Below are 26,488 nucleotides of genomic sequence, written 5' to 3'. Positions count from 1 at the left end.
CGGTTCATCAAGCCTCAATTTCACCCCAAGACTTCTCTGATCTGCTTCTCGTGAAGATACTCTCTGCTGCCCAAACCCGCGCCGCCGACCAAGCTACCATGCAGGCCGCCAACATCCGCTCCGACCAGTTGATGGAACGCGCCGCCACCATGTTCAGCGAGTGGCTAATGGACCGCCTAGGTCAGGAAGCCGCCGGCGAAGTACATGTGTTTTGCGGCCCCGGCAACAACGGCGGCGACGGGTTGGTTGTGGCCCGGCAGCTACACCTATCCGGCTACTCCGTGCAAGTATGGCTGCTGCCCGCCGACAAGTACTCCTCGGATTTCACCATGAATCGCCAACGACTGCCCACGGAAGTACCATGCACGGAGCTGAACCCAAAGAAGCTACCGTCCTTACCCACTAAAGCCACGGTAATAGATGCCCTATTCGGTACGGGCTTAACTCGGCCACTGGAAGGCGCAGCTGCCGCTGTAGTACAACACCTCAACCAATTTGAGGCGGTTGTTTATGCTATCGACCTGCCCTCCGGCTTGTTCACCGACGCGCCGCAGCCTGTTGCTGGTGCCGTCGTGCAGGCTGATTACACCGTGGGGTTTGAGTTACCAAAACTGGCTTACCTGCTGCCGCAAAACGCGCGGTTTGTGGGCGAGTGGGAAATACTACCTATTGGATTGGACCAGGAATTTATCCACACTACAGCTGTGGATAACTACTTTGTGGATGCTAATTTCCTAGCCAGACGGTTTCCTAAGCGGCCGAAGTTTGCCCACAAGGGTACGTTTGGGCACGCGCTGTTGCTGGCGGGCAGTTACGGCAAGATAGGTGCGGCCGTACTGGCCGCGCGCGCCTGCTTGCATGGGGGCGTAGGGCTGCTCACCGTACGTACTCCTGCCGTGGGCTACACCATTCTGCAAACCGCCGTGCCGGAAGCCATGGCCCTCACCGACCCCGCCACCCACTTCGTAACCGAGCTACCCGACCTAAAGTCTTATGCTGCCGTGGGCATAGGCCCCGGCCTAGGGCAGGATGCTGCCACTACGGAGGTCTTGCGCCAACTACTCCAGCAAACCAAGCAAACGTCCCTGCCGCTCGTCATTGATGCCGATGCGCTGAACCTGTTGGGCACGCACCGCGAATTACTTGCCGAGTTGCCGCCCAATACTCTGCTTACCCCGCACCCCAAGGAATTCGAGCGTCTAACCGAACCTGCCCGCGACGACTATCACCGGCTGGAGCTGCTCCGCGCCTTTTGCGCCCGCCACCGCTGCTACTGCGTACTTAAAGGCGCCTACACCGCCCTCGGCACGCCTGAAGGCCCGCTCTACTTCAACAGCACCGGCAACCCCGGCATGGGCACCGGCGGCAGTGGCGACGTCCTTACCGGCCTGCTCCTGGCTTTGCGCGCCGACCAGCGCCTCTCCCCTCTCGACGCGGCCTTAATCGGCATCTTCGCCCACGGCCACGCTGGCGACCTAGCCGCCCAACAAACTGGTGAAGCCGGCCTAATCGCTGGCGACATCGTCCGGTTCATCGGGCCAGCTTTAGGTGAAATGGTGAAGTTGTGAAATGGTGAGTTCAACGTTATCATGGCGCGAGTCTACGCAGATTGCGCAAGTAGAACGTTGAACTCACCATTTCACAACTTCACCACTTCACCAAGTACACCGCCAGAAACTGGAGAATCATGATGCCGTCGGTGAGGAGGGCGAAGTAGTAGTCGGGGCGGGCTTCTTCGGCGTACCAGATGGTGAGGGCAGCGGCCAGGGCAGGTAGCATAAGCACCAGCAGATGCTCATGGCCCACACCCGCCGGGAACAGCAAACTGGCCAGGGCCAGCGAGGTCAGGGCTATCCACTTGGTGGTGCGCACTCCGAATACGCCCGGGAAGGTATGGGTACCGGTGAGGCGGTCTTTGGTATAGTCGCGAATGTCGAAGACGAAGGCCAGGGCTAGAATAAAAAAGAAACGCCGGGCAAAAAGCATCAGCACCATAGAGCTGAACAATGGCTTGGCCAGGTACAAAGCTGGCACCCAAACCGTGATGGCCGCCCACACATAAGCAATCAGAAAAACCTTGAGCAGAGGTAAGTCGCGCAGGGCGCGCCACCGGCCGCGAACTTTGGCTATGGGCAGAGAATACAGCAAAGAAATAGCAGCCAGATGCCCTAGAAACAAGGTCAGATGCTGCCAGCCGTCCAGAAAAAACAGTAGGCCCGATATGGCCAGCGCTGCCAAAGCCAAGGCCAGCAGCTCGCGGCGGTGTTCCAGCATCCAGCGCTTACGGCCCGAAAGCACCACGGGCTGCCCGTGCTTGTAGGGCAATACGCTGTCGATGTTGTAGAGGAAGAGCGTGGCCGCAAAAATCATAAGCGCGAGCCGAACCGGAATATCAACCCGCCAGAACAGAAAGGTCGCCCAGGTCAGGGCCAGCGCTGCCAGGGCCAGCCACGTGCTGCTATAAAGCACGGCGTCGGTGCAGCGCCGCAAAGCATTTACCCATGCCCCGGTCGCGTTTCCAGGCGCGGTGGGCGGCACTATCGACGGTTTAAAGGAAAACAAAGGCATGGGCAAAGACCGGCAAGAGCAGCAAGATCGGGCACAGCATCCAAGAGGAAAAGCGCTTCGCCTTCTTCTCTTACGCAAATTCTATAGCAGACAACCTACCCGCTTTGTTTACTTGCCCGTTTTGTCGTTAGCGTCATTAACGGGCTTGGATTGTGGAGAACCTTTCTGCCGCAGGTAGATCGACAAACCCACAATAGAAACGATACTCAGAAACTCGCTCTGCCAGTTCTGAAACGATTCAAACCAAAACCGCGACGTGCCCATATAGTCCACCGTGGTTACAGTTGGCTTACCTTCTTGCTGCTGCTCGATGCTGTATATCTCGGCGCCGCCTTTCGCGTGGAGCCATACGCAGGCAAAGAACAGCAGGAAGAACGCAATAGTGAGCGAATTTTTGTAGAGCGTCAGTTGCCATCCACCCCGTTTTACCGGGCCGGGCGCGTCAGGGTTGCTAGGGTCGGGCTCCTGGTCTACTTCCTCTTTCTCGTACAGCTTCTTCGATTCCGAAGAGCCTTTCTGCCGGAGCCAGATGGTAAGCACCACGTACAAACCCATTTGCAGAAACTCGCTTTCCCAATTTTCGAAAGTAGCCTCCAAAAAATGCCCCGAGCCTAGGTACTGCTTTAGCGTGAGGGGCAGCAGCTTCATCTGTTCCAGGTCCGCGTTGTACTCGTGCCAGCCGGTCAGAGTCTGCCCAACCAGCGCCAGCAAAATCAAAACTGCTCCGACCAGTAAGAGGCTGTTTTCATACAGAAAGCGAGTAAAAGCAGAGGACGAAGGTTTGTCGGGCATACTGCCGCATACGATAAGCTCCACAAAAAAGTGGCACCTCGACCCTTGTCTGATGCCAACTACCCAGCCACAAAAAAGCCCTCCCCAAACGTGTGCTTAGGGAGGGCTCGGCAATAAATGAAAGCGTTAGCTACAGCTCGACACCCGTCTTTTCGGTAATCGACTCTGAGTCAGCACCGTTGGGGAAGGTCTCGTTGTAGAGCTTGATGCTGTCGTCGATGATGCGGTAGGCGTCTTCGCGGCCCATAAACCGCTCTACCGTCACGTGCTTATGCTCGAGGGCTTTGTAGTCCTCGAAAAAGCGCTGCATTTCGTTCAGGGTGTGCGGCGGCAAGTCGCCAATATCGTTGAAGTGATTCACCGAGATGTCGTGGGCGGCAACGGCAATGATTTTGTCGTCTTCTTCGTCGCCGTCTATCATTTGCATCACGCCAATTACCTTGGCTTCCACCAGGCACATCGGCACGATGTCAACCGAGCACAACACTAGAATATCGAGGGGGTCGTTGTCGTCGCAGTAGGTTTTCGGGATGAAGCCGTAAGCGGCGGGGTAATGCACGGCCGAGAAAAGCACCCGGTCGAGTTTCAGCAAGCCACTCTCTTTATCTAGTTCATATTTGGCTTTCGAGCCTTTGGGAATTTCGATGATGCCGTTCACAACCTGCGGGGCATTGTCGCCGCGCTCTACGTCGTGCCAGGGGTTAAAATGAGCCATTGTTTTTCGTTGTTTTTTTGTTTGTTAATCGCTTTTGCTTCTGATTGACTGCTTTCAACTCACCTGGCTTCCCAAGCCTGATACGTTAACGAAAAACAAACAACCAAAAACCGAAAACGAATTTACTTGCCTAGCACCTCTGGCAGCGGCGTACCCGTGCACCCGTCGGGCTCCTGGATGTGCAGCCACCGGGCTAGCGTGGGCGCAATATCGATAATGCGCGCCGAAACTACCGAACTGCCGTGCTTCACGTGCCAGCCCCAGAACACCAATGGAATGTGCGTGTCGTAGTTGCCAGCCGAGCCGTGCGTGGTGCCCTTGTTCACCGGATACTGATACGATTCCAGCCAGCCCGGCTCCAGCACTACCATCACATCGCCGCTGCGCTTGGGGAAGTAGCCGTTTTCCAGGTACATCAGCATCCCGCTTTCCCAGTGCGACTTCTGCAAATCGTCGGCCGTGATGGCGCGCGTAACGCCCGCAAAGCCAATCATGATGTCGGATACTTCGTCTTGAAAGGTGCGCAGGTTGAGGTTTTTCTGCGCAATAAGCGGACGGTTGAGGTACACCTGCTGGTTTTCGTAGCTCAGTACCCACTGGCCCGCACCGTGCCGTTTTACCAGCACCTGCTGCAGCGAGTCACGCATCAGGCGCGGCCCCACCGAGCCGGCCGGAATCCGCTGGCTACGCAAAAAATCAGGATTGTGGGCCGCGCCGTGGTCGGCACTCAGAAACACTAGCGCCTGCCCTTTTCCCACCGTCTTATCGAGATATTCGAGCAGCCGGGCCAGGTCCCGGTCCAGGCGCAGGTAGGTGTCTTCGGTTTCAATGGCGTTGACCCCGAACTGGTGACCTACATAGTCGGTGCTGCTGAAGCTAAGCGCCAGAAAATCGGTTTGCCCGCGCTGGCCTAGCTGCTCGGCCCGAATGGCTTCCAACGCAAAATCAGCAGTAAGCGAGTTGCCAAAGGGCGTACTCCGAATCAGGTCGAGGTTGCGGGTAGCAACGGGCACTTTTTCAGCGCCCGTAGGCTGGCTGGCGGTTACGGCCGCCGTGGGAGTAGCGCTAAGCGTTGGCAAGTCGTGTGGGAAAACCGGCTTGCTTTCTCCCTTGAACGTGCCTTCCCAGGTTACATCATCGGCGGTACTTTCGGTGTATTGCGTTATGGGCAGCAGCGTTTCCCAGGGCTTGCTCAGATAGTCGGCTGCCCGGTTTTCGCTGTTGAATTTCGTTACCCATGCGGGCAAGCTGTTTTGGTAGAAGGTGCTGCTGATGAAGGCGCCGTTGGTGCCGTCGTACCAGTAGGCGGCGTTGGCGGCGTGCCCGGCCGGCAGGATCGAGCCCCGGTCTTTGATGCAAACACCGATGACTTTACTCTGAAAATTGGTCGCCAGCCGTAGCTCGTCGGTGATGGTGCTCGTGAGCATATGGCGCGGGCTTTGCTGGCCAGCGGCGGCCGTACCGCCCACGGGCTGCACGGTTTTGTCGTCGGTTACGTAGGTGGCTTTGCCTTCCTCACGCACAAACCAGTTGTTGCCCACAATGCCGTGTACCGAAGGCGTAGTGCCCGTATAGATGCTGGCGTGGCCCGGCCCGGTGTAGGTGGGCACGTAATTGTAGTGGGCATTCTCGTAGCTGAACCCCTCTCCTAGCAGGCGCCGGAAGCCGTTGCTGCCGTACTTGCTCCAGTAGCGGTAGAGGTAGTCGTAGCGCATCTGGTCTACCACAATGCCCACGATTAGCTTGGGACGAGCCAGGGCTTTATCTTTTTTCTGCGCGAAGGCAGGTACCGCCAGCAGGGCGGCCATCAGGAAAGTTAGGCTCTTTTTCAAAATGCAAAATCAGTTGCGACAGTCAACAGAATAAGAACCCAATTCAAGGAGCCGCAAAGATAGGCTGCGGCCGTAGGATTCAACTCCACAGCAGCAAAATCCAACGAATCCGCGTACAGAAGCAATACGAAACTCACATTCGGTCCTCCTGCATCCATGACTGCTTCTTCCCCCTACGCCCTCATCTTCGACATGGACGGCGTGCTCATCGACAACACCGCCTATCAGGCCCGCGCCTTTCAGCTTCTTTTCCGTGACCTAGGCCTGACCACCAACGCCCGACGCCTCCTGGAACGCGAGAACGGGATGCCTGCCACCAAGATTCTGGAGACCGTTTTCACCAGCGACGTCCCCAAGAAAAAGCTCTCTACTTACGCCGATCAGCGCGAGTTTCTGTACCGCACCATCTATTGGGACAAGCGCCGCGAAGCACCGGGTCTTACCAACTTTCTGCAGGCCGCCCGCGCCGCCGGTTTCAAGATTGGTCTCGGCACCGGCTCCGGCCTCGATACCATCGGTTATATCATCGACCACCTGCACTTGCGGCAATATTTCGACGTAGTCATCACCAAAGACGACGTAGATAAAGGCAAGCCCCACGCCGATACTTACGTGCTGACTGCCCGCGAACTAGGCGTGGCGCCCGAGCAGTGTGTGGTCTTTGAAGATGCTATAGTGGGCGAGCAGGCTGCTTATAAAGCCGGCATGCGCTGCATAGCTCTCAGCACCTCCATCAAACCCGACAAATTTCAAGCGCCCCTAACGGTTATCAAGGATTTCATCGACTTCACGCCAGAAAAGGTAATGGAGCTATTGGAGCAACACCCCGAAATTCCAAAACCGAGCAAGCAAATGGCTAAACGGCAGTATATGCACGTGTAGCATCAAGCTCCGGCTTCCGCGCGCGCAACGTGAGTATTTCATGGTTGCACCGCATGACGCGGTACCAGCTACTTGCGCTTCGTTCATCCGCAGAAGTCAAAGCTTGGCGTTACCTGAAAAGAGCCCTGACACCAGGTACCTTCGAGCGGCTGGTACACCAAGCTACTCCATCACCAGGCGCTGTACTTGGCTGCCGCTACGTACCAGGTACCAGCCCGCCGGCAGTTCAATTTGTGTAGTATTCGTCGAGGCCACTATTCGCGCAACAGGGCGGCCCACCACGTCGAACACCTCCACAACAGCATGGGCTGGCAAGCCGGTTACACGGAAGCTACCGTGAGCAGGGTTGGGGTAAAGCATCATCGGCAGATGCGCTGCCCCTGTAAGTGTAGCCAATGGAGCGGCTGCGTTGTTCAGCCGAACACTCACCGTATTGCCCGGTTGATTGCGATTGCTCGTAAGCAGATCCAAGTCGCCGTCGCCATCTATGTCGCCCACGGTTATGCTCACTGGATTGTTGCCTACCATTACGCTTGGGCCGCTACTGAAATTGCCGGCCCCATTGTTAAGGAGCACATTCGCCGTACTGGCAACGGAGTTGGCGATCAGCAGGTCCAGGTCCCCATCGGCGTCCACGTCGCCCATGGTCAGACTTAAAAGATTACTACTGGTGCCCAGCACCACGACTTGCCCGCTGCTAAATGTGCCCGCGCCATCGTTCAGTTGAATGCTTACCGTGTTAACGGAGGGAAGGGCTACTACTAAGTCTAAGTCGCCGTCGGCATCCACGTCAGCCAAGGCTAATTCCTCAGTGTTGGAAGTTAGGGGCACGCTCTGGCTGCTACCGAACGTGCCAGTGCCATCGTTACGATACACTCTCACCTCGTTGCTACTATAGTTCGTGATCAGTAGGTCGAGGTCAGCGTCGCCATCCACATCGCCCAGGGCCACACTGCGCGGAAAATTGCCAATGGCTACATTCTGGCTGCCGCTGAACAGCCCAGCCCCGTTGTTGAAGCGCACACTCGCTGTGCTACCTGCACCTATGTTGGCTGTCACAAAGTCCAAGTCACCGTCGCCGTCCAAATCGCCTAAGGCTACATCCTCGGGAGAACTCGGAATGACCACGTTCTGACTACCGCTGAAGGTGCCGGCGCCGTTGTTGAGGCGGACAAACACTGCACCGCTAAGAGGCACAGCCGCCAGCAAATCCAGATCACCATCACCATCTACGTCGCCTAATGCCAATCTCCTCGGGCCGTTGTTGGAGCTGATAGGTAGCTCCTGACCGTTTGTGAAGATACCAGTGCCACTGTTGAGGCGGACGCTCACCGTACCGGCGGGAGCAAAATTAGCGGCCACAAAATCCAGGTCGCCGTCGCCATCCAGGTCGCCTAAGGCCACGTCTTCAGGGCTATTGCCCACTGCCACCTCAATGTCCGACCCAAAAAAGCCCCGGCCAGTGCCACCCGTCGCCGTCGTGAACTGCTGCACCCGTGCGGACGCCAATGCACCACCGCTGCTGGCTGCCGCGCGGGTTACGGTCAGCTGCACCGTTTCGCCGGGCATGAACGGGTACGGTACGGGAATAAAGCTCAGGGTATTTCCGTTAACCACGGCCGGCGTGGCCAACGTGCGCAGGCCCCCACGCTGGCTACTAAACACCCTTAGCGCACCTGCCGATGCGGCCGTGAGCTGCTGGCTGAACGTGACCGTAACCGGCCCCGTGCGGGCGGCAGCTCGAGCATTTGCCGCTGGCGTTACGGTTGTGATGGTAGGTTGGGCTACAGCCGTAGGTAGCAGCCCCATGATGGCTACACTAGTTGGTAACGCTGCCCCTACAGGCCGAACACAGGAAAATAAACGTGATACCATATAGTAAACAAGAATAACAAGAATGAAACTATACCACCTAAAATGTAGCCTTTGTCGCTAAACTTACTGCTACATACAGCTGGCGCCAGACTCGCAACTAATTGAGTAGGAGTGCAGAACGCAACCGCAAACGAAGATAGTTAAAGCACGCTATATATCCTGCTAAAATGAAAAGGCCCGCCTCCGAATGGAGCCGGGCCTTTATAGTATGAGTCATGAGCCTACCGACTAGCAGACAAAGCTTCAGCACCACCCACGATTTCAAGAATCTCGGTGGTAATGGCGGCCTGACGCGTGCGGTTGTAAGTTAGCTTCAGCGACTTCAGCAACTCACCAGCGTTTTCGGTGGCTTTGTCCATGGCCGTCATGCGGGCACCATGCTCCGAGGCGTTGCTTTCCAATACCGCCTTGTAGAGTTGTACCTTCAGCGACTGTGGAATCAGGGTCTGCACGATTTCCTCTTTCGACGGCTCGAAGATGTACTCAACGTTCGAAGTCGGCTTGGTAGCGGCGGTTGGCTCGGCCGGCACTAAGGGTAGCAACTGCTCGGTGCGCACGATTTGTGTCGCCACGTTCCGGAACTCATTGTACACCATCACCACCTCATCGAAACGCCCTTCGCGGAAGCCTTGCATAGCTTGCTCGGCCGCCTCACGCACTGTGTCAAACGAGAGCTTGGCGAATACGTGCGTGTAATTGCCGAGCAACGGACCGCGCCGCTGGAAGTAGTCGTGCGCTTTCTTGCCAATGGCCATCATGGTTACGTTGCCAGCGGCAGCCTGCGCACTGTAACGCTCCCGAATCAAGCCATTCACCCCCTTAAAGATGTTGCTGTTGAAAGCACCAGCTAGGCCGCGGTCTGAAGTAACGGCAATGATTAGCACGCGGCGCACTTCGCGCTGCTCGGCATACTCGCTTACCACCTCGCCATCGGTCTGGCCCGTGAGGTTGGTCAGAATGCTATTGAGCCGCTGTGCATAAGGGCGCATCCGCAGGATGTTATCCTGAGCGCGCCGCAGCTTGGCCGCCGCCACCATCTTCATGGCTTTGGTGATTTGCTGCGTGCTTTGCACCGACACAATGCGGTTACGGACTTCTTTTAAGCTAGCCATTTATTGATGGTTGATTGTTAATTGCTGATTGTTGATTGCTGGACGATTTGCGCGTTGGCGGAACATCCAACAATCAACAACCAACAATCAACGATTACTTGGAAGCGTAGCTAGCCGATAGGTCTTTGGCAACCTGGCGGATAGCCCCCGTGATGGTGTCATCTAACTTGCCTGCTTTCAGGCTTTGGAGCACCTCCGGGTGACGGGACTGCATCGTTTGCGTGAATTCCTTCTCGAACTCGCGCACCCGGTTTACAGGCACTTGGTCGAGCAGACCGTTGGTAGCGGCGTAGATAACGGCTACTTGGTCTTCTACCTTCTGCGGCGAGAACTGCGGCTGCTTCAGGATTTCGAGATTGCGACGACCACGCTCAATGGTAAGCTTGGTTGAAGCATCAAGGTCGGAGCCGAACTTTGCGAAGGCTTCCAGCTCGCGGAACTGCGCCTGATCGAGCTTCAGCGTACCCGCCACTTTCTTCATCGACTTGATCTGCGCGTTACCACCCACGCGCGATACCGAAATACCGACGTTGATAGCCGGACGGATACCCGAGTTGAAGAGGTTGGTTTCGAGGAAGATCTGCCCATCCGTAATCGAAATTACGTTGGTTGGGATGTACGCCGATACGTCACCGGCCTGCGTTTCGATGAGCGGCAGCGCCGTCAGCGAGCCACCACCTTTTACTAGGTGCTTGATGCTCTCAGGCAGGTCGTTCATGTCGCGGGCAATCACGTCGGAAGCGTTGATCTTCGCGGCGCGCTCCAACAGGCGGCTGTGCAGGTAGAACACGTCACCAGGATAGGCCTCACGTCCGGGAGGACGACGCAGCAGCAGCGACACCTCGCGGTAGGCTACTGCCTGCTTCGACAAGTCATCGTACACGACCAGCGCTGGCCGGCCCGTGTCGCGGAAGAATTCGCCGATAGCGGCACCCGTGAAGGGAGCAAAGAATTGCATCGGCGCTGGGTCAGCGGCCGAAGCCGAAACCACCACCGTGTAGTCCATAGCCCCGCCTTTGGTCAGGGAGTTTACCACCTGCGCTACGGTAGAAGCCTTCTGACCTACGGCTACGTAGATGCAGAAAACCGGCTCACCCCGGTCGAAGAATTCGCGCTGATTCAGGATGGTGTCGATAGCCACCGCCGACTTACCTGTCTGACGGTCGCCAATGATCAGCTCGCGCTGACCACGTCCAATTGGAATCATGGCGTCGATAGCCTTGATACCCGTTTGCATGGGCTCGGTTACGGGCTGACGATAGATAACACCAGGAGCCTTACGCTCCAATGGCATATCAAAGGTTTCGCCTTGGATAGGGCCGCGGCCATCGATAGGTTGACCCAACGTGTTTACCACGCGGCCTACGATGCCTTCACCTACTCTAATGGAAGCAATTTTATTGGTACGGCGTACCGTGGCACCTTCCCGGATGTCGGAGTAGTCGCCGAGCATTACGGCACCTACGTTGTCTTCTTCCAGGTTGAGCACTAGGGCTTGGAGGCCATTTTCAAATTCGAGCAATTCCCCCGACTGAGCTTTGCCCAGGCCGTAAATGCGGGCTACACCGTCGCCAACCTGCAATACCGTACCAACCTCTTCGAGTTCGGCTTCGGTTTTGAAGTTGGACAACTGCTCCCGCAGAATGGCGGATACTTCATCCGGACGTACTTCTGCCATGATCTTATACTAAAGGTTGGTAGGGGTTCTTCGTGAATTCGTTGCGCAACTTGCGCAAACGGAAGCTAACGGAGTCGTCAATCAGACGGTCACCAACTCGGAGCACAAAGCCCCCAATCAGCGATTCATCGATCTTCTCAGTTAACGTGACTTGCTGAAGTCCAGTTTGATTACGCACCATTTGAGTTACCTCAGCGCGTAAATAGGTATTCAGCGGAGTAGCCGTTGTAACCTCGGCTAGCTGCACCCCGCGCAAGGCATTGTATTGGATCAAAAACTCGGAGCCAATAAATTCCAGTGCGCTTTCGCGGTTTTTCTGCGTGACGATGGTGAAGAACTTCTCGGTGAGATTCGACACCTTGCCACTGAAAATAGCGCGTAGAATGGCCAGCTTCTTGTCGTGCTTGACGATGGGGTTGCGCAGCAACAGGCGTAGCTCGCGGTTCTCGTTCAGCGTTTTGCTAAACAAGTCCATATCGGCTTTCACCTGCTCTAGCGTACCCTGCTCCTCGGCCAGATCAAGCAAGGACTTGGCATAACGGGAGGCAACTCGTATTTCAGACATTCTTGTAGGAGTTAGAAGCCAGGAGCTAGGAGCCAGGAGCTAAGCAGCAAATCGGCTCCTGGCTTCTAACTCCTGACTCCTTAGTTTAATTTTACTTCCTTCAGGTACGAGTTAACGAGCTCCTTTTGCGAGTTGGTATCGGTCAGCTCGCGGCGCAGGATGCGCTCGGCAATATCGATAGACAACTGAGCAGCGGTGTTTTTCACCTCGGCCAGGGCAGCGTTCTTCTCGTTCTGAATGGCTTCGCGCGCCTGCACAATCATGCGGCCGCCTTCTTCGTTGGCCTTGTTCTTGGCTTGCTCGATGAGCTGATTAGCCAAGGCAGTGGCTTCCTTGATGATCCGGTCGCGCTCCAAACGAGCGTCGGCCAGCAACTTTTCGTTGCCGGCGCGCAGCTCTTGCATCTCCAGCTTGGCTTGGTCGGCCATGCGCAAAGCGCCTTCAATGGAATCTTCGCGCTGCTTCAGAGAAATTAGAATTGGCTTCCAGGCAAACTTAGCCAGCAGGAACAGCACGATGAGGAAAATCACCAGCTGCCAGAAAATCAGGCCTAATTCGGGGGTTACTAATGGAGGCATAGGAAGAGTGTTTAGTGCATGGTGCGTAGAGCTTGGTGGGTAACTTAAGGACGAGCCTTTCGGCCTTCCTCCTAAGCACTACGCACCAAGTACTAGGCACTAAATGAAGCCAAGTCAGCCCGCCGCGTCGTGCGCCGAAGCGACGCGCAGCGGGCTGGCCAGGAGTTGCTTCTACCTCTTAGAGATTGAAGGAAATCAGCAGGCAGACTACGACTGCGAACAGACCCAGACCTTCGATCAGAGCCGCTACGATCAGCATAGCAGTTTGGATTCTGCCAGCAGCTTCGGGCTGACGGCCAATGGCTTCCATGGCGCTACCACCGATACGGCCGATACCCAAGCCAACACCAAGAGCAACCAAACCAGCACCGATACCAGCACCCATTACGGCTAAGCCAACCGAATTGGAAACATCACTGACAGCCTGCAAAAACAGAGAAAGAAGCATAAAAACAGAAATTTGGGGAAGTGAAAAACGAAAAAGGGAGTTAAGAAAAACTAGTGACCGTGGGCGTGAGCTTCTGCAGCACCATCGCCGCCACCCATTTGCAAATCAGCATCGTGGTGGTCTTCCACAGCGCCGCCGATGTACATGGCCGTGAGCAGAGTAAAGATGTAAGCCTGCAGAATTGCAACCAACAGTTCGAGCACGTTGATAAACAAGCCGAAAGCCAATGAAACCGGGCTGATTAAAACACTCTTAAAAATGAAGATCAGGCTGATGAAGCTCAAGATTACAATGTGTCCGGCCGTGATGTTGGCGAACAAACGAACCATGAGGGAGAAAGGCTTTACTATTACACCAATCAGTTCTACCGGAATCATGATGGGCAACAGCAGCTTCGGCACACCGGGTGTAGCGAAAATGTGGGCCCAGTAGTTCTTGTTAGACGATGCCAGCGTAATGAGGAGCGTCATAAGAGCCAGTGTCATGGTCACGGCAATGTTGCCGGTGAGGTTGGCCGCGCCAGGCATCAAGCCGAGCAGGTTGTTGAACCAGATAAAGAAGAAGATAGTGAGCAGGTACGGCATGTACCGCTCATACTTCGGGCCAATAGCCTTCTTGCCTACTTCATCACGGATAAATACGATGAGGACTTCAAAGAAGGACTGTACTCCTCTTGGAGCCCCGCCGTGGTTTTTCTTGTAGCCGTTAGCCACCGTGAAGAATACTCCTAGCAACAGGGCAGCACTCAACAAAAGGGAGGCTACGTTTTTGGTAATCGAAAAATCGTATACCTTGCCACCGTCTTCGGCTTCGAGGTGCTCGTGCTCTAGCTTGAGGCCATTGTATACTTTACCTTCGGCCAAGCGAGAAGACGAGAAAACACTCAAACCCTTGCCGGGCTGGTAAGCAATAATTGGCAGTGGAACGGTGAAGTGAGTACCGTGTTCAGCCTCGTCGCCGATGGTGGCAAAGTGCCACTCGTGGGCGTCGCCGATGTGGTGGAGAATCATCTCACCAGGACTGAAGGCCTCACTGTCGGTAGCTTCCTCGATGGTGGGTGTAGGCTCTTGCGCGAACACGGGAAGCGAAAGGATGCAGAAGAGAGCTATCAGTAAACGCTTCATTCAATGGAGATTAGAGAAAAATTCACGGAATCTTCATTCTGTGATTACACTCGGTTTTGAAAACGGGCGCAAGTTACTCAGGATAGCCCATATTTCAAACCCAGTGTAAATAAAGTACAGCAGAAAGAACAGCCCCAAAAAGGCCCAACGGCCATTGCCCTCGTGGGCACCTCCTTTATATAAGTAGAGCAGTACCAACCCGACGGAAAGCAGCAGGCGCACTACCATGGAGCCAAAGTAAGCCCCCATGAAATTGTCGGGGTTGGCGCGTACCAAGCGCGATGTTACCCAGTAGATAATGGCCGTGAGCAGAGCAAAGTAGCCTAATGTGTAGGCTGCCAGCGGGTGCACGATGACAGTGCCAAAGCGGGCGTGCAGCAGATACAAGGTGCCGTAAAGCAGCAGTGTAAGCAGAAGCAGATAGCAGAGGAAACGGACCAAATCGATAAGAGGCTGTTGGAAAAGTAAATAGGCGAGAAGAGACAAAGGTACCACCCAAAAAATAGAAGTTTCCTCTGTTCCAGTAGCATTCGTCTTTCTTTTCGCTTTTCAAGCAGCAAGTCTTACCTGGATGAGCGGTTAAAATCAAATAAACACCTGGACTATAGAATATTTGTAAAGCCTCACAGCTTATGTCTTAGTACTTAGCTACCTAATCACTCGATACAGACCGAATGACCTGGTACATGGCCACAAATACGGAAACCAGCATCAGTACCACCGTACCCCATGGCCCAATGCCAAAGCGCCCGTCTAGCCAAACGCCAAGCCAAGTGCCTAGCCCAATGATGGCCAGCATCTGAATTCCCAGCCCCGAGTACTTGGCAAAGTTGCCGCCGCGGGGGCCAGAAGAGTCGGGTTTGGGCGTGGGAGAAGCAGCCATGAGAGGAGTTAGTTGAAGCAGAGAAAGGGATTTAGAGCGGGAAAACAGGCAAGTGGACCGTATGTAATACGTAAAGGTCTAATGAGGGCTAGGAAAAAGCGTAATTTTACCAACCAAGTAACGTTGTGACTTCATACGCAACGGCGAGAGCTGAACAAACTGGTCTGCTCCGTGCGTTGCCGTATTGGTAATTTGTTTTTCCGACCTGCTTTCTGCTTTGACTCGATACTCGATCTTTCGTCTGCTTGCCGCGCCCGTAGTTACATTGCTGTTTATTGCTGGTGTAGGCGGCTGTGCCTCTGAGCGCCGGGGTGTAGTAGGCCACGCCTACGACAACGTAGTGGCCCGCGACAATGGCTATTTTTTGGCCCGCGAAAAAATGTACGGGGTAGAAGCCAAGCTCTATAAAGCCCGCCTAAACGATTACAACCGTACCCTTGCTCTTTTCCCTACGCTCGACCAGGCCGGCGTAGCCGCCGTATCGACCGACCTAGAAGATGTAGTAAAGAAGGCGTCTTTGCCTATTCAGCACCGCGCCGCCTCCGACTGGACCGACGATGCTTACCTGCTGATTGGGAAGAGCCGCTACTACAAGATGGAGTTTGAAGACGCGGCGAAAACGTTCAAGTACGTTAACAGCACCAGCAAAGACGCTAATGCCAAACAGGAATCCTTGATTTGGCTGATGCGCACCTTCTTGGCTACTAAAGAGCTGGAAAACGCAAAAGCGGTATCAGACATATTAGATAAGCAACAAGGTCTGGCAACGAATGCACGCGCCCTGTTTCTAACCCGAGCTGACTATTATCTCAAGACCGATGAGCCCACCAAGGCTATCGAGAATCTGGAGAAGGCGGTACCACTGATCAAGTACAAGAACGAGCAGTCCCGTACCCGTTACATTCTGGCTCAGCTGTACCAAAACCAGGGCGAGGACAAAAAGGCTTATGCCGAGCTGAACAAGATTCTGAAGCGGAATCCGCCCTACGAGCTGGACTTCTTCGCGAAGCTGATGCTAGGCCAGGTGTCCGACCTCAACAACGACGACAAAGCCCGCCTCGATAAGTATTTCGCCAAGCTGCTCAAGGACACCAAGAACAAGGAGTACCGCGACAAAATCTACTACGAGATGGCGCGGCTCAACTATCGGCAGAAGCGCTACGACGAAGCGCTGGCACTGTTGCAAAAGTCGGCCCGAGCCACCAGCAACAATCGTGGGCAGAAGTCTTACACCTACCTGCTGGCCGGCCGCATCTACTACGAAAACTTGCAGAAGTATCGCCTGGCCGCGGCCTACTACGACAGCACAGTACAGAATTTAGCCAAAGACGCGCCGGACTTTCTAGCTGTTTCGGAACGCGCTGGCATCTTGAAAGACTTTGCGCAGCAAATCACCATCATCGAGACGCAGGACAGCGTACAAGCGCTGGCTCGGTTGGATACGGTTACGCTCCGCACCCGCCTCACGGCTTATGCCGATGCCGAATTGGAAGCAAAGCGCAAGGCCGCCGAAGCACTGGCCGCCAAGCAGGAGCGCGAAAACAACCGGCAAACGCTGGCTTCAGGAATCAACAATTCGCGCGACCTTCAAACCAATATCAATCCCGAGGATTTTATCAACGGCAGCACTGGCGCTAAATGGTACTTCGATAACCCTACGGCGATGAGTACGGCTCGGGCCGACTTTATTCGCAAGTGGGGTGACCGGCCGCTGCAAGACAACTGGCGCCTGGTAAATTCCACACGTAATTCGCCCGTCACGCCAGCAGGCGGCAACGTTCCCGTTAGCATTGCGGGAGCCAACCAAACCAGCGTGACGGCTGGCGCTACTACAGGCACGGGCAACGCCATAGCCGACAACGACCCAGCTGTTCAGCGCAAAGCGTTGGTAGCCCAGTACCGGCAGGCGCTACCGCTCACCAGCGTACAGCTAGCCGCATCGGAGAAGCAGGTGGAAGAGGCGATGTATGCGCTAGGAGGCATTTATAACCAGCAACTGCGGGAGCCAGTGCCAGCCGCGCAGACCTACGAGAAACTGCTAACCCGCTTCCCCAAGACTACGCATTCCCCGGAGACCTATTACAGCCTGTACTTACTATACAAGGAGCAAAACGAGCTAGCTAAAGCAGAAATCTATGCGCAGCGTCTTCGGCAGGAGTTCCCTAACTCCACTTACGCTCGCCTAGCTGCTGACCCTGAATACCTGCGTCGTACTTCTCTGGTGAACAAGGAAGTAGCGGTGCAAGTGGACACGGCTTTCGCTATGTACAAAAGGCAAGACTTCAAGAAAGCCGCCGATTTGTTAGCCAGCACTTCCAAGAAGTTTCCGGAAACTGATTTAAACGACCGAATAGCTTTTCTGAGTGCGCTGATTGATGTCCGCACCCAATCGCCTTTGGTGGCAAAAGCTTCGCTGGAGAAGTTTTTAAAGAGTTACGAACAGTCGCCACTCGGTAATGAAGCGCGAATCTTGCTAGGCTCTTATAAGAAGTACGAAACTGGCAGTATTCAGGGGGCACTGGCTTCAACACAGAAGCCGACGGTATCTATGTTCCGGCCCGGCGAGGTAAACAACCGGGTGCGTATCATTTACAATACACCTGCCACTCCGGCTAAAACCGACCCGGTTGTAGCCACTCCCGCCCCTGTCCCGGCGGTTTCGACTCCGGCTCCCTCCTCTGCTCCGGCCGCGGTTCAACCTCAACCTTCTCCAGATAAGCAGCCAGAAAAAAAGGAAACAGCTCCTACCGATTCGTCTGCAACTGCTGCTCCTGTTGCTACACCCGCTGCACTCGCTATCGACCCGGTGAAAGCTGCCCGAATGGCCGCCGCCCAAGCCAGAGCAAAAGGCAAAAAGCCTGTCAAGTCTGCGCCAGTTACTACCACTCCGGCAGAACCCGCTCCCTCTGCTACTACAGTGCCGGCTACTACTGCACCAACTACAGTCCCTGCTACGCAGCCCGCCATGCCCGCAGCTCCGGCAGGCAAGCCAAGTTCAACGGCAGCCTCTCCAGCTTCGCCTCCTGCTCCCGCAGCTACGCCTTATGCAACTAACCCGGCTGCTGTACACGCGGTGTTGTTGGTGTTCCCGAAGGCGTCAGCAGTACTCCAAACGCTTCGTGAGCAGTTAGGCGTTTACAACAACCGTTACTTCAAGGCTAGCAACTTACAGGTGCAACAACAGCCACTCAACGATTCGTTGGAAATGGTGGTGGTGCAGGGCCTGACTGGTACGAAAGTAGCCCAAGCCTATGCCCTAAAGTTGCGCGGGCCTCAGTCGCCGCTGAACCGCCTGCGGGGCGTGGGTTACCAAACACTGGTTGTTGGTATAGATAATTTGCCGCTACTTCTTCAGCGCCGCGACGTGGAAGAATATCAGCGTTTCTACCAACAGAATTACCGTTAAGTTGATCAGCAAGTAAGCTTGAATATGAAACTGGTGTGTTTTGTGCTGGCCATGCCGGGCTGCGCACTTTAAAACCAGTTCAGCTACTTTACCTTCTGGTACCAAGTCTTTTAGTTGAAAAGAATGCCCGTTTCCAAATCCCGACCTGTTTCTCGTAAACCGCAACGGCCTAGCCGCTTTGCTGCCCTTACCCGTACCCTGTGGGTGCTATTTGTAGGTGGTTTAGTAGCATCGCTCTTCTACATACTAGCCGTTAGTGTCAACTTTCTTAACCTGTTCGGTCAGATGCCCAATCTGAAGGCATTGGAAAGCCCGCGTAGCGAGTTGGCCTCAGAAGTGTATTCCGCCGACGGTGTATTGATGGGTAAGTATTTCCGCGAAAACCGGACTCCCGTCAGCTACAAAGACATCCCTCAAACGACGATTGACGCGCTAATTGCAACAGAGGATGCCCGGTTTGAGAGTCACTCCGGCATCGACCCAAAGGCCATGATGCGGGTAGTAATCGGCATAGTAGCTGGCGGCAAAACGGGCGGGGGCTCTACTTTGAGCCAGCAGCTGGCTAAGATGCTGTTCCGCACTCGGGAAGACCTCAATAACGGACGCCTCAACGACGTACCGGGGTTGCGCATGCTCATCACCAAAACCAAAGAGTGGATTTTGGCTGTGCGATTAGAGCGCAACTATACCAAGCGCGAGATTTTGCGCATGTATCTCAACACGGCCGATTTTGGCTCGAATGCCTTCGGTATTAATGTGGCAGCCAAAACATTCTTCAACCAGCACCCCCGCAACCTTACCCTAGAGCAGTCGGCCCTACTGGTTGGCTTGGTTAACGGTCCGTCATGGTTCAACCCGGTTCGTAACCCCGAGCGCTCCAAGCGCCGCCGCGACTGGGTGCTTGGCCAGATGCGCAAGAACGGCTACATCACCGAGCCCATCTATGCCGCCGCCGTAGCCAAGCCTATCAAACTCGACTACAAAGTTGAAAACCAGAACGAAGGTATTGCGCCTTACTTCCGCACGGAGCTAAGCAAGTCATTGCGCGAATGGGCCCGGGAAACCGACCATGACCTGTATTCTGATGGTTTGAAAATCTACACAACCATCGACTCACGGATGCAGAGGTATGCCGAAGCCTCCGTGGCCGAGCATATGAAGCTGCAGCAACGCTGGTTTGACCAGCATTGGAAAGGCCAGCAGCCGTGGCGCGATGAAAACGGCCGCTTGATACCAAATTTCCTGAACACTTCCATCAAGCGCACCGAGCGTTACCACGCCCTCAGCACCCGGTACGACGGCAACAAAGATTCGATTAAGTACTATCTGAACAAAAAGTACAAAATGAAGGTGTTCACCTGGAACGGAGGTGAAAAGGAAGTCAACATGTCTCCCATGGACTCGCTGGCCTACTACAAGCGGCTGCTGCACGCCGGGTTTATGGCCATGAACCCACTCAACGGCCACATAAAAGCTTGGGTGGGCGGCATCAACTACAAGTACGTCAAGTACGACCACGTAAAGCAAGGCAAGCGCCAGCCAGGCTCTACGTTCAAGCCATTCGTGTACGTGGCGGCCATCGACCAAGGCTACTCGCCCTGCTATCAGCGCCCCGACGTACCCACCACCTTCCCGGCCGAGGCCGGCCGGCCGGCCTATACGCCGCGCAACTTTGAGGGCTCTTATTCCGGCCGCACCTTCACCCTACGTCAGGCACTGGCTCGTTCGATGAACTCCATCACCGCGTGGCTGGTCCAGAAGATAGGGCCTGAAGACATAGTTAAGTATGCTCAAAACCTTGGCATAACGTCACACATAGACCCGGTACCAGCCATCGGTTTCGGCTCGTCTGACGTCAGCATTTACGAGTTAACGGGCGCGTACAGCACCTTTGTCAACAAAGGCGTTTGGACGTCTCCTATCATGGTGACGCGCATTGAAGACAAGAACGGCAACGTGCTTCGCGAATTCGTGCCGCAAACCCGTGAAGCGCTAAGAGAAGAAACAGCCTACCTAATGACTTACATGCTCCGCGGCGCGACCGAGGAGCCAGGAGGAACCTCCATTATCTTGAAAGGGGGATTCAAGTTTCCGTATGAAATGGGCGCCAAAACCGGCACCACTTCCAACTATTCCGACGGCTGGTTTATGGGTCTGACCCCTGATCTAGTATGCGGTATGTGGGTAGGTGGCGAAGACCGGAGCATTCACTTCCGTACCGGAGCCTACGGTCAAGGTTCTCGCCTGGCCCTGCCGCTCTATGGCATCTTCATGAAGAAAGTGTATGCTGATAAGAACGTCGATATCGCCAAAGGCCCCTTCCCGAAACCGGATACGCTGAGCGTCGAAATCAACTGCTCACGCTACTACAATGGCGCGCAACGCGATACTATTCCCTACAACCAAAAACTCAACCAAGCGAATTTAGATGACCTTAATGACGAGGAAATCTAAACCCGAGAGTAGCGTTGATCCCGCTGATTATTATAAAGCGTGGCCGGGACGAACCGGCCACGCTTTTTGTTATTTGTAGTGCTTGCCATCTAAGGTAAACCTCTGCGCTTTCCTTCTGCGTACTTCCAAAACCTTCAAGCGCATGCTATCTAGGGATTAAAATCCCGAGTTACCAGCGTAAAAATCAGCGTCAATCTGCGATATGGCCGCCTCTGAACATCTACAAGATCAAATTCGTCAGCTCCCACACCGGCCTGGTGTGTACAAATACTTTGATGATGAGGGCATCATCTACGTGGGTAAGGCGGTGGATTTGCGCAAACGGGTGAGTAGCTACTTCACCAAGCAGGACCACAACAAGAAAACTCAGCAACTGGTTAAGAACATCAAACGCATTGAGTTCACGATTGTGGACAGCGAGTCGGATGCTTTTTTGCTGGAAAACAACCTGATCAAGCAGCACCAGCCCAAATACAACATTCTACTTAAGGACGGGAAGACTTATCCCTATCTGTTACTTACCAACGAGCGGTTTCCACGCCTCATTCCCACCCGCAATAAGCGGCCGGACGAAGGTTACTACTTCGGGCCGTATGCCAATGGGTCTTCCCTCCACGTGGTACTGGAACTAATTCGGGCGTTGTATCCATTGCGTACCTGCACCTACAATTTATCCGCTCAGAATGTGGAGGCGCACAAGTTTAAAGTCTGCCTCGAGTATCACTTAGGCAACTGCAAAGGGCCCTGCGAAGGCCTGCAGGACGAAGAGACGTACAATCAATATGTGCAGCAAATCAGACAGATTCTGAATGGTAACCTAAGCATTCCGAAGCAGTACTTCCGCGAAAAAATGACGCAGGCGGCGCAGGAGCTGCAATACGAGCTAGCGCACCAATACAAGCAGAAGCTGGATCGGCTCGACGCTTTTCAAGCGAAAAGCACCATCGTCAATCCTTCCCTTTCCAATATTGATGTATTCGGTATTGCTTCTAATGAGAAGCTGGCCTTCATCAACTATCTGAAAGTGATGAACGGCTCGATTATCCTGACTCAGTCTATTGAAGTACACAAGAAGCTAGACGAGCCCGACGAGGAAGTTCTTGCTGCTATGGTGATGCAGATGCGGACGGAATTTGATAGTCAATCCAAAGAAATCCTGACCAACGTGCCGCTTCCTACTCTGCCTCTGCCTGGAGTTACCATCACTCAGCCACAAATTGGCGACAAGCGGAAGCTGCTGGAGCTAAGCATCAAAAACGTGCTTTACCTCCGCAAGGAAAAAGAAAGCATGAACGAGCGCAGCAAAGATCTCAACGAGGTGCGCATCATGGAAACTATCAAGAAGGATCTGCGCCTCACAGAGCTACCCAAGCACATCGAGTGCTTCGACAACTCCAACTTCCAGGGTGATAATCCGGTGGCCGCTATGGTCTGTTTCCGCAACGCCAAGGCTAGCAAGAAAGACTACCGCCACTACCATATCAAAACTGTAGTTGGTCCTAATGACTTCGATTCTATGTACGAAGTTGTTTCGCGCCGCTACCGCCGTCTAGTGGATGAAGGCGCGTCATTGCCGCAGCTAGTTATCGTCGACGGTGGCAAAGGACAGCTGAGCATGGCCGTTAAGGCTCTCAAAGACCTTGACCTGTGGGGACAAATAGCCGTGATAGGCATTGCAAAGCGGCTCGAAGAAATCTACGTTCCCAACGACCCGCTCCCTCTTTACATCGACAAAAAGAGCGAGTCGTTGCGCCTGTTCCAACGAATGCGCGACGAGGTACACCGGTTTGGCATCACTTTCCACCGTAGTCGGCGCGATGCTGCTACCCTCAAAACTGAGCTTACCGACGTGAAAGGTCTTGGCCCCATCACGGCGGATAAGCTACTGAGCAAGTTCAAATCGGTTAAGAAGATTCGTGAGCTAAGCGAGACTGAACTTATTGAAGAGGTAGGAAAGGCCAAGGCACGAGTGATTATCAACTATTTCGCTCAACAAGAGCAGGAAGCAACAGATTAACTCAGCAGTAAACCAGAGGTGAAAGAAAAAGCCCCTACCACTAAGTGGTAGGGGCTTTTTCTTTCACCTCTGGTTTACTGCTGCAAGCGTAAGACAATGAGACTGCGTCTCTAGAAGCTCCAGAGATTATACTCATACTCGATAAGGTCAGCTGCTGCTTGTTGCGAAGCAAGAATGCCTTGCTGTTGGCCGCCGTAGATCTCGTCTAGACGAGCATCGTTTGGATTCGAGACCTTCACGATGTAGGAGTTGAACAACCACAGTTCAAATGCATCAGCTAGATTCTTGTGCTGCGCGTCGTTCTGCGAATTAAACCAGATGGCTTTATCCGGATTGTTACGGAACACCTTCACCAAGTCGCTGTACTTGAACGTACCAATTGGCTTTTCAATACCGGATGTATTGGAAGCTAAAGTTGAAGGTACAACTAAGGTGATTGTTTTGATGTCGTGATACATCCGTGACCGTTTCTTGTCAAAGATCATATCCTCCTTCAACTCCATCTGATACAACTCCTTATACCGATACTCGAAGCTAGGAGCTACAGCTGGCGTTTTTGATTTTGCAGCACCTTTCTTTACCGGAGCACCCCAATCATCAACAGCCTCTTCCGAGAATCCGGCAGCTTTTTCTTCATCACTTAGTCCCGCACTAGACTCCGCATACGACATGTTGCCTGAAACCTCAGCCGGGGTATATGTTGAAGTCAAGGAATCATTTTTATAAGCCTGTAGCTCACCACGCTTCACAGCGTCGATAATAACCCGACTTATTTCCTTGCCTTCCGAGAACATAGGCTTGTTCTGCTTCTCACGCAAGTCAATCGCACGCAAAATAGTTTTGCGGAACATGATGTCCGAATTTGGAATCGGACGGTAGGAGCCGTTGCTACTTGCTGTAGTAGCCTGCTCCTGAGCTGAAGCTGCTAATGAGAGCGTTAAAGCGGCCGTTAAAGCGGATAAGGAAAAGAATTTGTTCATACCGAAGTAATCAAAAAAGAGCTGCAGTTAGTTCAGAGAGGTAACGCTTACAGCAGCGGAATATTGAACGACTTATTCCCTATGTTCACTTCTTCCACCTGATTCTGGAAGTTCTGACGCTGCACCTGCTTCACTTCAACATAGAGACGGTCACCTTCGCGAGCCGCATTCACTACAGCACTCAGATCAGCAGTAGGACCATTGACTGGAATAGCTTGCATAGCAGGACGCTTACCCCGAACCAAGGTTACTTCGTAGCGAGCTACGCGATAACGAGCATCTTCGGGCAGGAAGGTGGCAAAACCAGCATCCGGTACAGCACGCAGCTGCATACTCCGTACAGCGTTAATCGGGGTACCTTGCTTCTCGTTAGCTTGGCGACCACCTACTACACACTGAATATCAGGCTTGGGAATCGGACGCACTTGGAAGGTTTGCGAACCAATTGCGTTGCCGCCACTGCTTACATTCAAAGTAACCTCCCTTGAGTTAGGCACCAGCGTTACTTCACCTTTGGCCGAACCTTTGATAGTAGAGGCGCCGGAAGCAGAGAAGCTAGGATCATACTGAGCACCTAAAGCAGGAACCTGTACGCTAAGCTTATTGCCGCACTTGAAGTAAAGAGCCTGTACCGAAGCCGACTGCACCTGCATTACTGGTTTTGTTATAGTATAAGGCACTGCTACCTTGAAAGTGGTGTCGCGGCCGTTTTGCTTGAAGCGGATAGTACCAGTCCATTGCGCTTTAGCGTTACCAGCAGCATCAAATGCACCCGGACGAGCCGTGAACTCTACCTTGCCTTTGCCAGTAGAGGCATCAACTGCTAAGGGCGAACCATTCAGCGTCATCGTTGGCTTCAGACCAGTGGCCGAAGCGGTCAGGAACAATTCGGCCTTATACTTAGTACCAGCAGCTACAGTGTTCGACTCAGCACTAGCGAAAGCGCCTACTTTGTCGAATACGATAATGTTGCCACCAACTTTAGCCGACTGAGCTGCTAACGCATCTGATTCGTACTTCAAAACCTCAGCTTCCTTCTGCGACAAAGTTGCCAGCGCTGCCACAAGTGGCGTGTTCTCGAAGTTTAGCTCAGCGAAATTCTTTGAACGCTGCTCCGGGTCAGTAACCATCGGGTCTTCTTTAGCGTCTAACGCCAAAGGAGCAGCACTAGGAACAAACGTCTTAATGTACGTGGAGTACTCATTAAGCTTGTTCTTCATCTCATACGCAGCACCATTCTTCTTACCGCCGAGCATTGTGATTGCCACTTTGTCTTCGGCGCTCATGTTCTTATACTCGTTCTTGCCTTTGGTATTTTCCGTAGCCGTTACGAGTCTGTCACGTACACCAGACAAGTACTCAATCATCTGCTTGGTACGCTCACGAATTTCTTCGCTTTGCTTGAGCACGGCAACGTCAGCAGCTTGGTTGCGGTTTTTCTCAACCTGTGCTTGAATTCCTTTTACCGTGCCATCGTTGGATCTAGATACCTTATCGTTGATACTGCTAAGGCTATCATCTAGGAACTTGAACTTCAGCAGAATTGCTGAGTTCACCTGTAAGGCCAGAAGTGCAGTCAGTACTAAGTACATCATGCCTATCATCTTCTGCCTTGGAGTTTCTTTTCCTCCCGCCATCTCGTCTACCTAATTATATAGTGGGCTCGAAAATTTAATTTGGTGCTATTCTAGCTTCTAGCTAGTAGCCCGCATAGCATTTAGCATATTGCCATACACACGGTTCAACGAGTTGAGGTTGCCAGTTAGAGCAGCCACTTCGTCTTTGAACTTCTCGGTGTCTTTACCGGCTTCCGTCATGTTCTGCATAGCTTGGCTCAACGTACCATAGAATTGATTCATTGATTTGAGGTGCGTGTTGGCATCCTGCAACTCCATCTCATATACTGCGTTCAATGCACCAAGATTCTTGGTTACTGTCTGAACCTGTACGTGGTACTCCTTAGCATCTTTAGTAGCATCCGACATGGCGCTCATTGCTTGTGCCGTGTTAGCATAAGCCTCATTAATGCGCTCAAGCGACGTAGCAGCCGAACGTACTTTGGCAGTATACTCGTCGGTAGCATTGGTTGCATCGCCAAGGGTAGAGAGTTGCTGCGTGGTGGTGCTCAAACGGTTTAAGCCTTGACCCAAGGAAGAAATAGCCTCCGGTGTTACGTTGGCATCTTTCAGCATGTCGTCCAGCTTGCGGGTCAGGCCTTTGCTGTTGTTGTCTTCAACAAACTTGTTGCTGTTGGTTGAAGGATCATACCCTTCGGAAAGCTCTGGATAAACAAGTGACCAGTCATGCTCTTTAGAGGCAGGTTGGAAGGCACTCAAGAAGAAGATAACGGCCTCTGTTCCTAGACCAACGATTAGCATAATGTCAGCGCCTTTCCAGTGCTGAATTTTAAACAAAGCTCCAATGATTACGACTGCGGCCCCGATGCCATAGATTTTGGGCATCAGCACATCATAGAGAAAACTACCGCCTTTAGCTGCCATGTGATTTGATTGTTGGAAAGAAGAGGTTGGTGATTGAATTGAAACGGAAAAACAAATAAGGAATCGTAACGAGCAAGA

At 53.6% G+C, this 26,488-nt stretch carries 21 protein-coding genes; 5 read left to right on the top strand and 16 right to left on the bottom strand.

Annotated elements, in window-relative coordinates:
- Positions 1–50: 50 nt before the first annotated feature.
- On the top strand, positions 51–1,568 hold the full coding sequence (locus VF639_RS21065) for an NAD(P)H-hydrate dehydratase (protein WP_331147921.1): 1,518 nt from the start codon (positions 51–53) through the stop codon (positions 1,566–1,568).
- Between the two features lie 79 nt (positions 1,569–1,647).
- On the opposite strand, the gene VF639_RS21060 is transcribed toward VF639_RS21065, so the two are convergent.
- The 4 genes from VF639_RS21060 to pafA all read right to left on the bottom strand — a co-directional run bounded on the left by VF639_RS21060 (position 1,648) and on the right by pafA (position 5,907).
- Positions 1,648–2,568 carry a UbiA family prenyltransferase gene (locus VF639_RS21060; RefSeq protein WP_331147920.1) on the bottom strand — a complete coding sequence of 307 codons (921 nt, stop codon included), beginning with the start codon at positions 2,566–2,568 and terminating at the stop codon, positions 1,648–1,650.
- A gap of 108 nt (positions 2,569–2,676) precedes the next feature.
- Positions 2,677–3,360: a DUF6766 family protein gene (locus tag VF639_RS21055; protein ID WP_331147919.1), complete on the bottom strand. Its 684-nt coding sequence runs from the start codon at positions 3,358–3,360 to the stop codon at positions 2,677–2,679.
- Positions 3,361–3,490: 130 nt separating this feature from the next.
- Positions 3,491–4,075 (bottom strand): inorganic diphosphatase, encoded by a 585-nt coding sequence (locus VF639_RS21050; RefSeq protein WP_331147918.1) that lies wholly within the window; start codon positions 4,073–4,075, stop codon positions 3,491–3,493.
- 122 nt (positions 4,076–4,197) lie between these two features.
- Positions 4,198–5,907 (bottom strand): alkaline phosphatase PafA, encoded by a 1,710-nt coding sequence (gene pafA / locus VF639_RS21045; protein ID WP_331147917.1) that lies wholly within the window; start codon positions 5,905–5,907, stop codon positions 4,198–4,200.
- Between the two features lie 156 nt (positions 5,908–6,063).
- Between pafA and VF639_RS21040 the strand changes: the two genes are divergently transcribed.
- Positions 6,064–6,789, top strand: a complete 726-nt coding sequence (locus VF639_RS21040) for an HAD family hydrolase (RefSeq protein ID WP_331147916.1) — start codon at positions 6,064–6,066, stop codon at positions 6,787–6,789.
- Between the two features lie 162 nt (positions 6,790–6,951).
- On the opposite strand, the gene VF639_RS21035 is transcribed toward VF639_RS21040, so the two are convergent.
- The 9 genes from VF639_RS21035 to VF639_RS20995 form a co-directional block, all read right to left on the bottom strand.
- Positions 6,952–8,598 carry a T9SS type A sorting domain-containing protein gene (locus VF639_RS21035; protein WP_331147915.1) on the bottom strand — a complete coding sequence of 549 codons (1,647 nt, stop codon included), beginning with the start codon at positions 8,596–8,598 and terminating at the stop codon, positions 6,952–6,954.
- A gap of 287 nt (positions 8,599–8,885) precedes the next feature.
- Entirely contained in the window at positions 8,886–9,776 is an 891-nt protein-coding gene (gene atpG / locus VF639_RS21030) for an ATP synthase F1 subunit gamma (RefSeq protein WP_331147914.1), read from the bottom strand.
- 94 nt (positions 9,777–9,870) lie between these two features.
- The gene (gene atpA / locus VF639_RS21025; protein WP_331147913.1) at positions 9,871–11,454 is read right to left on the bottom strand and encodes a F0F1 ATP synthase subunit alpha; all 1,584 of its coding nucleotides are present in this window, start codon (positions 11,452–11,454) and stop codon (positions 9,871–9,873) included.
- Between the two features lie 4 nt (positions 11,455–11,458).
- Positions 11,459–12,019: an ATP synthase F1 subunit delta gene (gene atpH / locus VF639_RS21020; protein ID WP_331147912.1), complete on the bottom strand. Its 561-nt coding sequence runs from the start codon at positions 12,017–12,019 to the stop codon at positions 11,459–11,461.
- Positions 12,020–12,099: 80 nt separating this feature from the next.
- Entirely contained in the window at positions 12,100–12,597 is a 498-nt protein-coding gene (locus tag VF639_RS21015) for a F0F1 ATP synthase subunit B (protein ID WP_331147911.1), read from the bottom strand.
- A 178-nt stretch (positions 12,598–12,775) separates the two neighbouring features.
- Positions 12,776–13,045, bottom strand: a complete 270-nt coding sequence (gene atpE, locus VF639_RS21010; RefSeq protein WP_084443863.1) for an ATP synthase F0 subunit C — start codon at positions 13,043–13,045, stop codon at positions 12,776–12,778.
- Between the two features lie 50 nt (positions 13,046–13,095).
- Positions 13,096–14,169 (bottom strand): F0F1 ATP synthase subunit A, encoded by a 1,074-nt coding sequence (atpB, locus tag VF639_RS21005; RefSeq protein ID WP_331147910.1) that lies wholly within the window; start codon positions 14,167–14,169, stop codon positions 13,096–13,098.
- 33 nt (positions 14,170–14,202) lie between these two features.
- Positions 14,203–14,610, bottom strand: coding sequence for a hypothetical protein (locus tag VF639_RS21000; RefSeq protein ID WP_331147909.1), 408 nt, complete (start codon positions 14,608–14,610; stop codon positions 14,203–14,205).
- 211 nt (positions 14,611–14,821) lie between these two features.
- Positions 14,822–15,052, bottom strand: a complete 231-nt coding sequence (locus VF639_RS20995) for an AtpZ/AtpI family protein (RefSeq protein ID WP_331147908.1) — start codon at positions 15,050–15,052, stop codon at positions 14,822–14,824.
- A 217-nt stretch (positions 15,053–15,269) separates the two neighbouring features.
- Here VF639_RS20995 and porW point away from each other — a divergent pair, with 217 nt between their 5' ends.
- From porW to uvrC, 3 genes are all read left to right on the top strand, one after another.
- On the top strand, positions 15,270–18,458 hold the full coding sequence (porW, locus tag VF639_RS20990) for a type IX secretion system periplasmic lipoprotein PorW/SprE (protein ID WP_331147907.1): 3,189 nt from the start codon (positions 15,270–15,272) through the stop codon (positions 18,456–18,458).
- Positions 18,459–18,581: 123 nt separating this feature from the next.
- Positions 18,582–20,912: a penicillin-binding protein 1A gene (locus VF639_RS20985; protein WP_331147906.1), complete on the top strand. Its 2,331-nt coding sequence runs from the start codon at positions 18,582–18,584 to the stop codon at positions 20,910–20,912.
- Between the two features lie 202 nt (positions 20,913–21,114).
- Positions 21,115–22,929, top strand: coding sequence for an excinuclease ABC subunit UvrC (gene uvrC, locus VF639_RS20980; protein ID WP_331147905.1), 1,815 nt, complete (start codon positions 21,115–21,117; stop codon positions 22,927–22,929).
- A gap of 110 nt (positions 22,930–23,039) precedes the next feature.
- Here the strand turns inward: uvrC and porN are convergent, their stop codons facing one another.
- From porN to porL, 3 genes are read right to left on the bottom strand one after another with little or no spacing between them, the layout of a single operon-like run.
- Positions 23,040–23,909 (bottom strand): type IX secretion system ring subunit PorN/GldN, encoded by an 870-nt coding sequence (gene porN / locus VF639_RS20975; protein WP_331147904.1) that lies wholly within the window; start codon positions 23,907–23,909, stop codon positions 23,040–23,042.
- A gap of 47 nt (positions 23,910–23,956) precedes the next feature.
- A complete protein-coding gene (porM, locus tag VF639_RS20970; RefSeq protein WP_331147903.1) occupies positions 23,957–25,546 on the bottom strand; it encodes a type IX secretion system motor protein PorM/GldM in 1,590 nt (529 codons plus the stop codon).
- A 57-nt stretch (positions 25,547–25,603) separates the two neighbouring features.
- The gene (porL, locus tag VF639_RS20965) at positions 25,604–26,410 is read right to left on the bottom strand and encodes a type IX secretion system motor protein PorL/GldL (protein WP_331147902.1); all 807 of its coding nucleotides are present in this window, start codon (positions 26,408–26,410) and stop codon (positions 25,604–25,606) included.
- Positions 26,411–26,488: the final 78 nt, after the last annotated feature.

Origin of the sequence: Hymenobacter sp. (assembly GCF_036387835.1) — a bacterium.
Classification (GTDB): Bacteria; Bacteroidota; Bacteroidia; order Cytophagales; family Hymenobacteraceae; genus Hymenobacter.
This window is presented reverse-complemented; position numbering and strand designations above follow the sequence as displayed.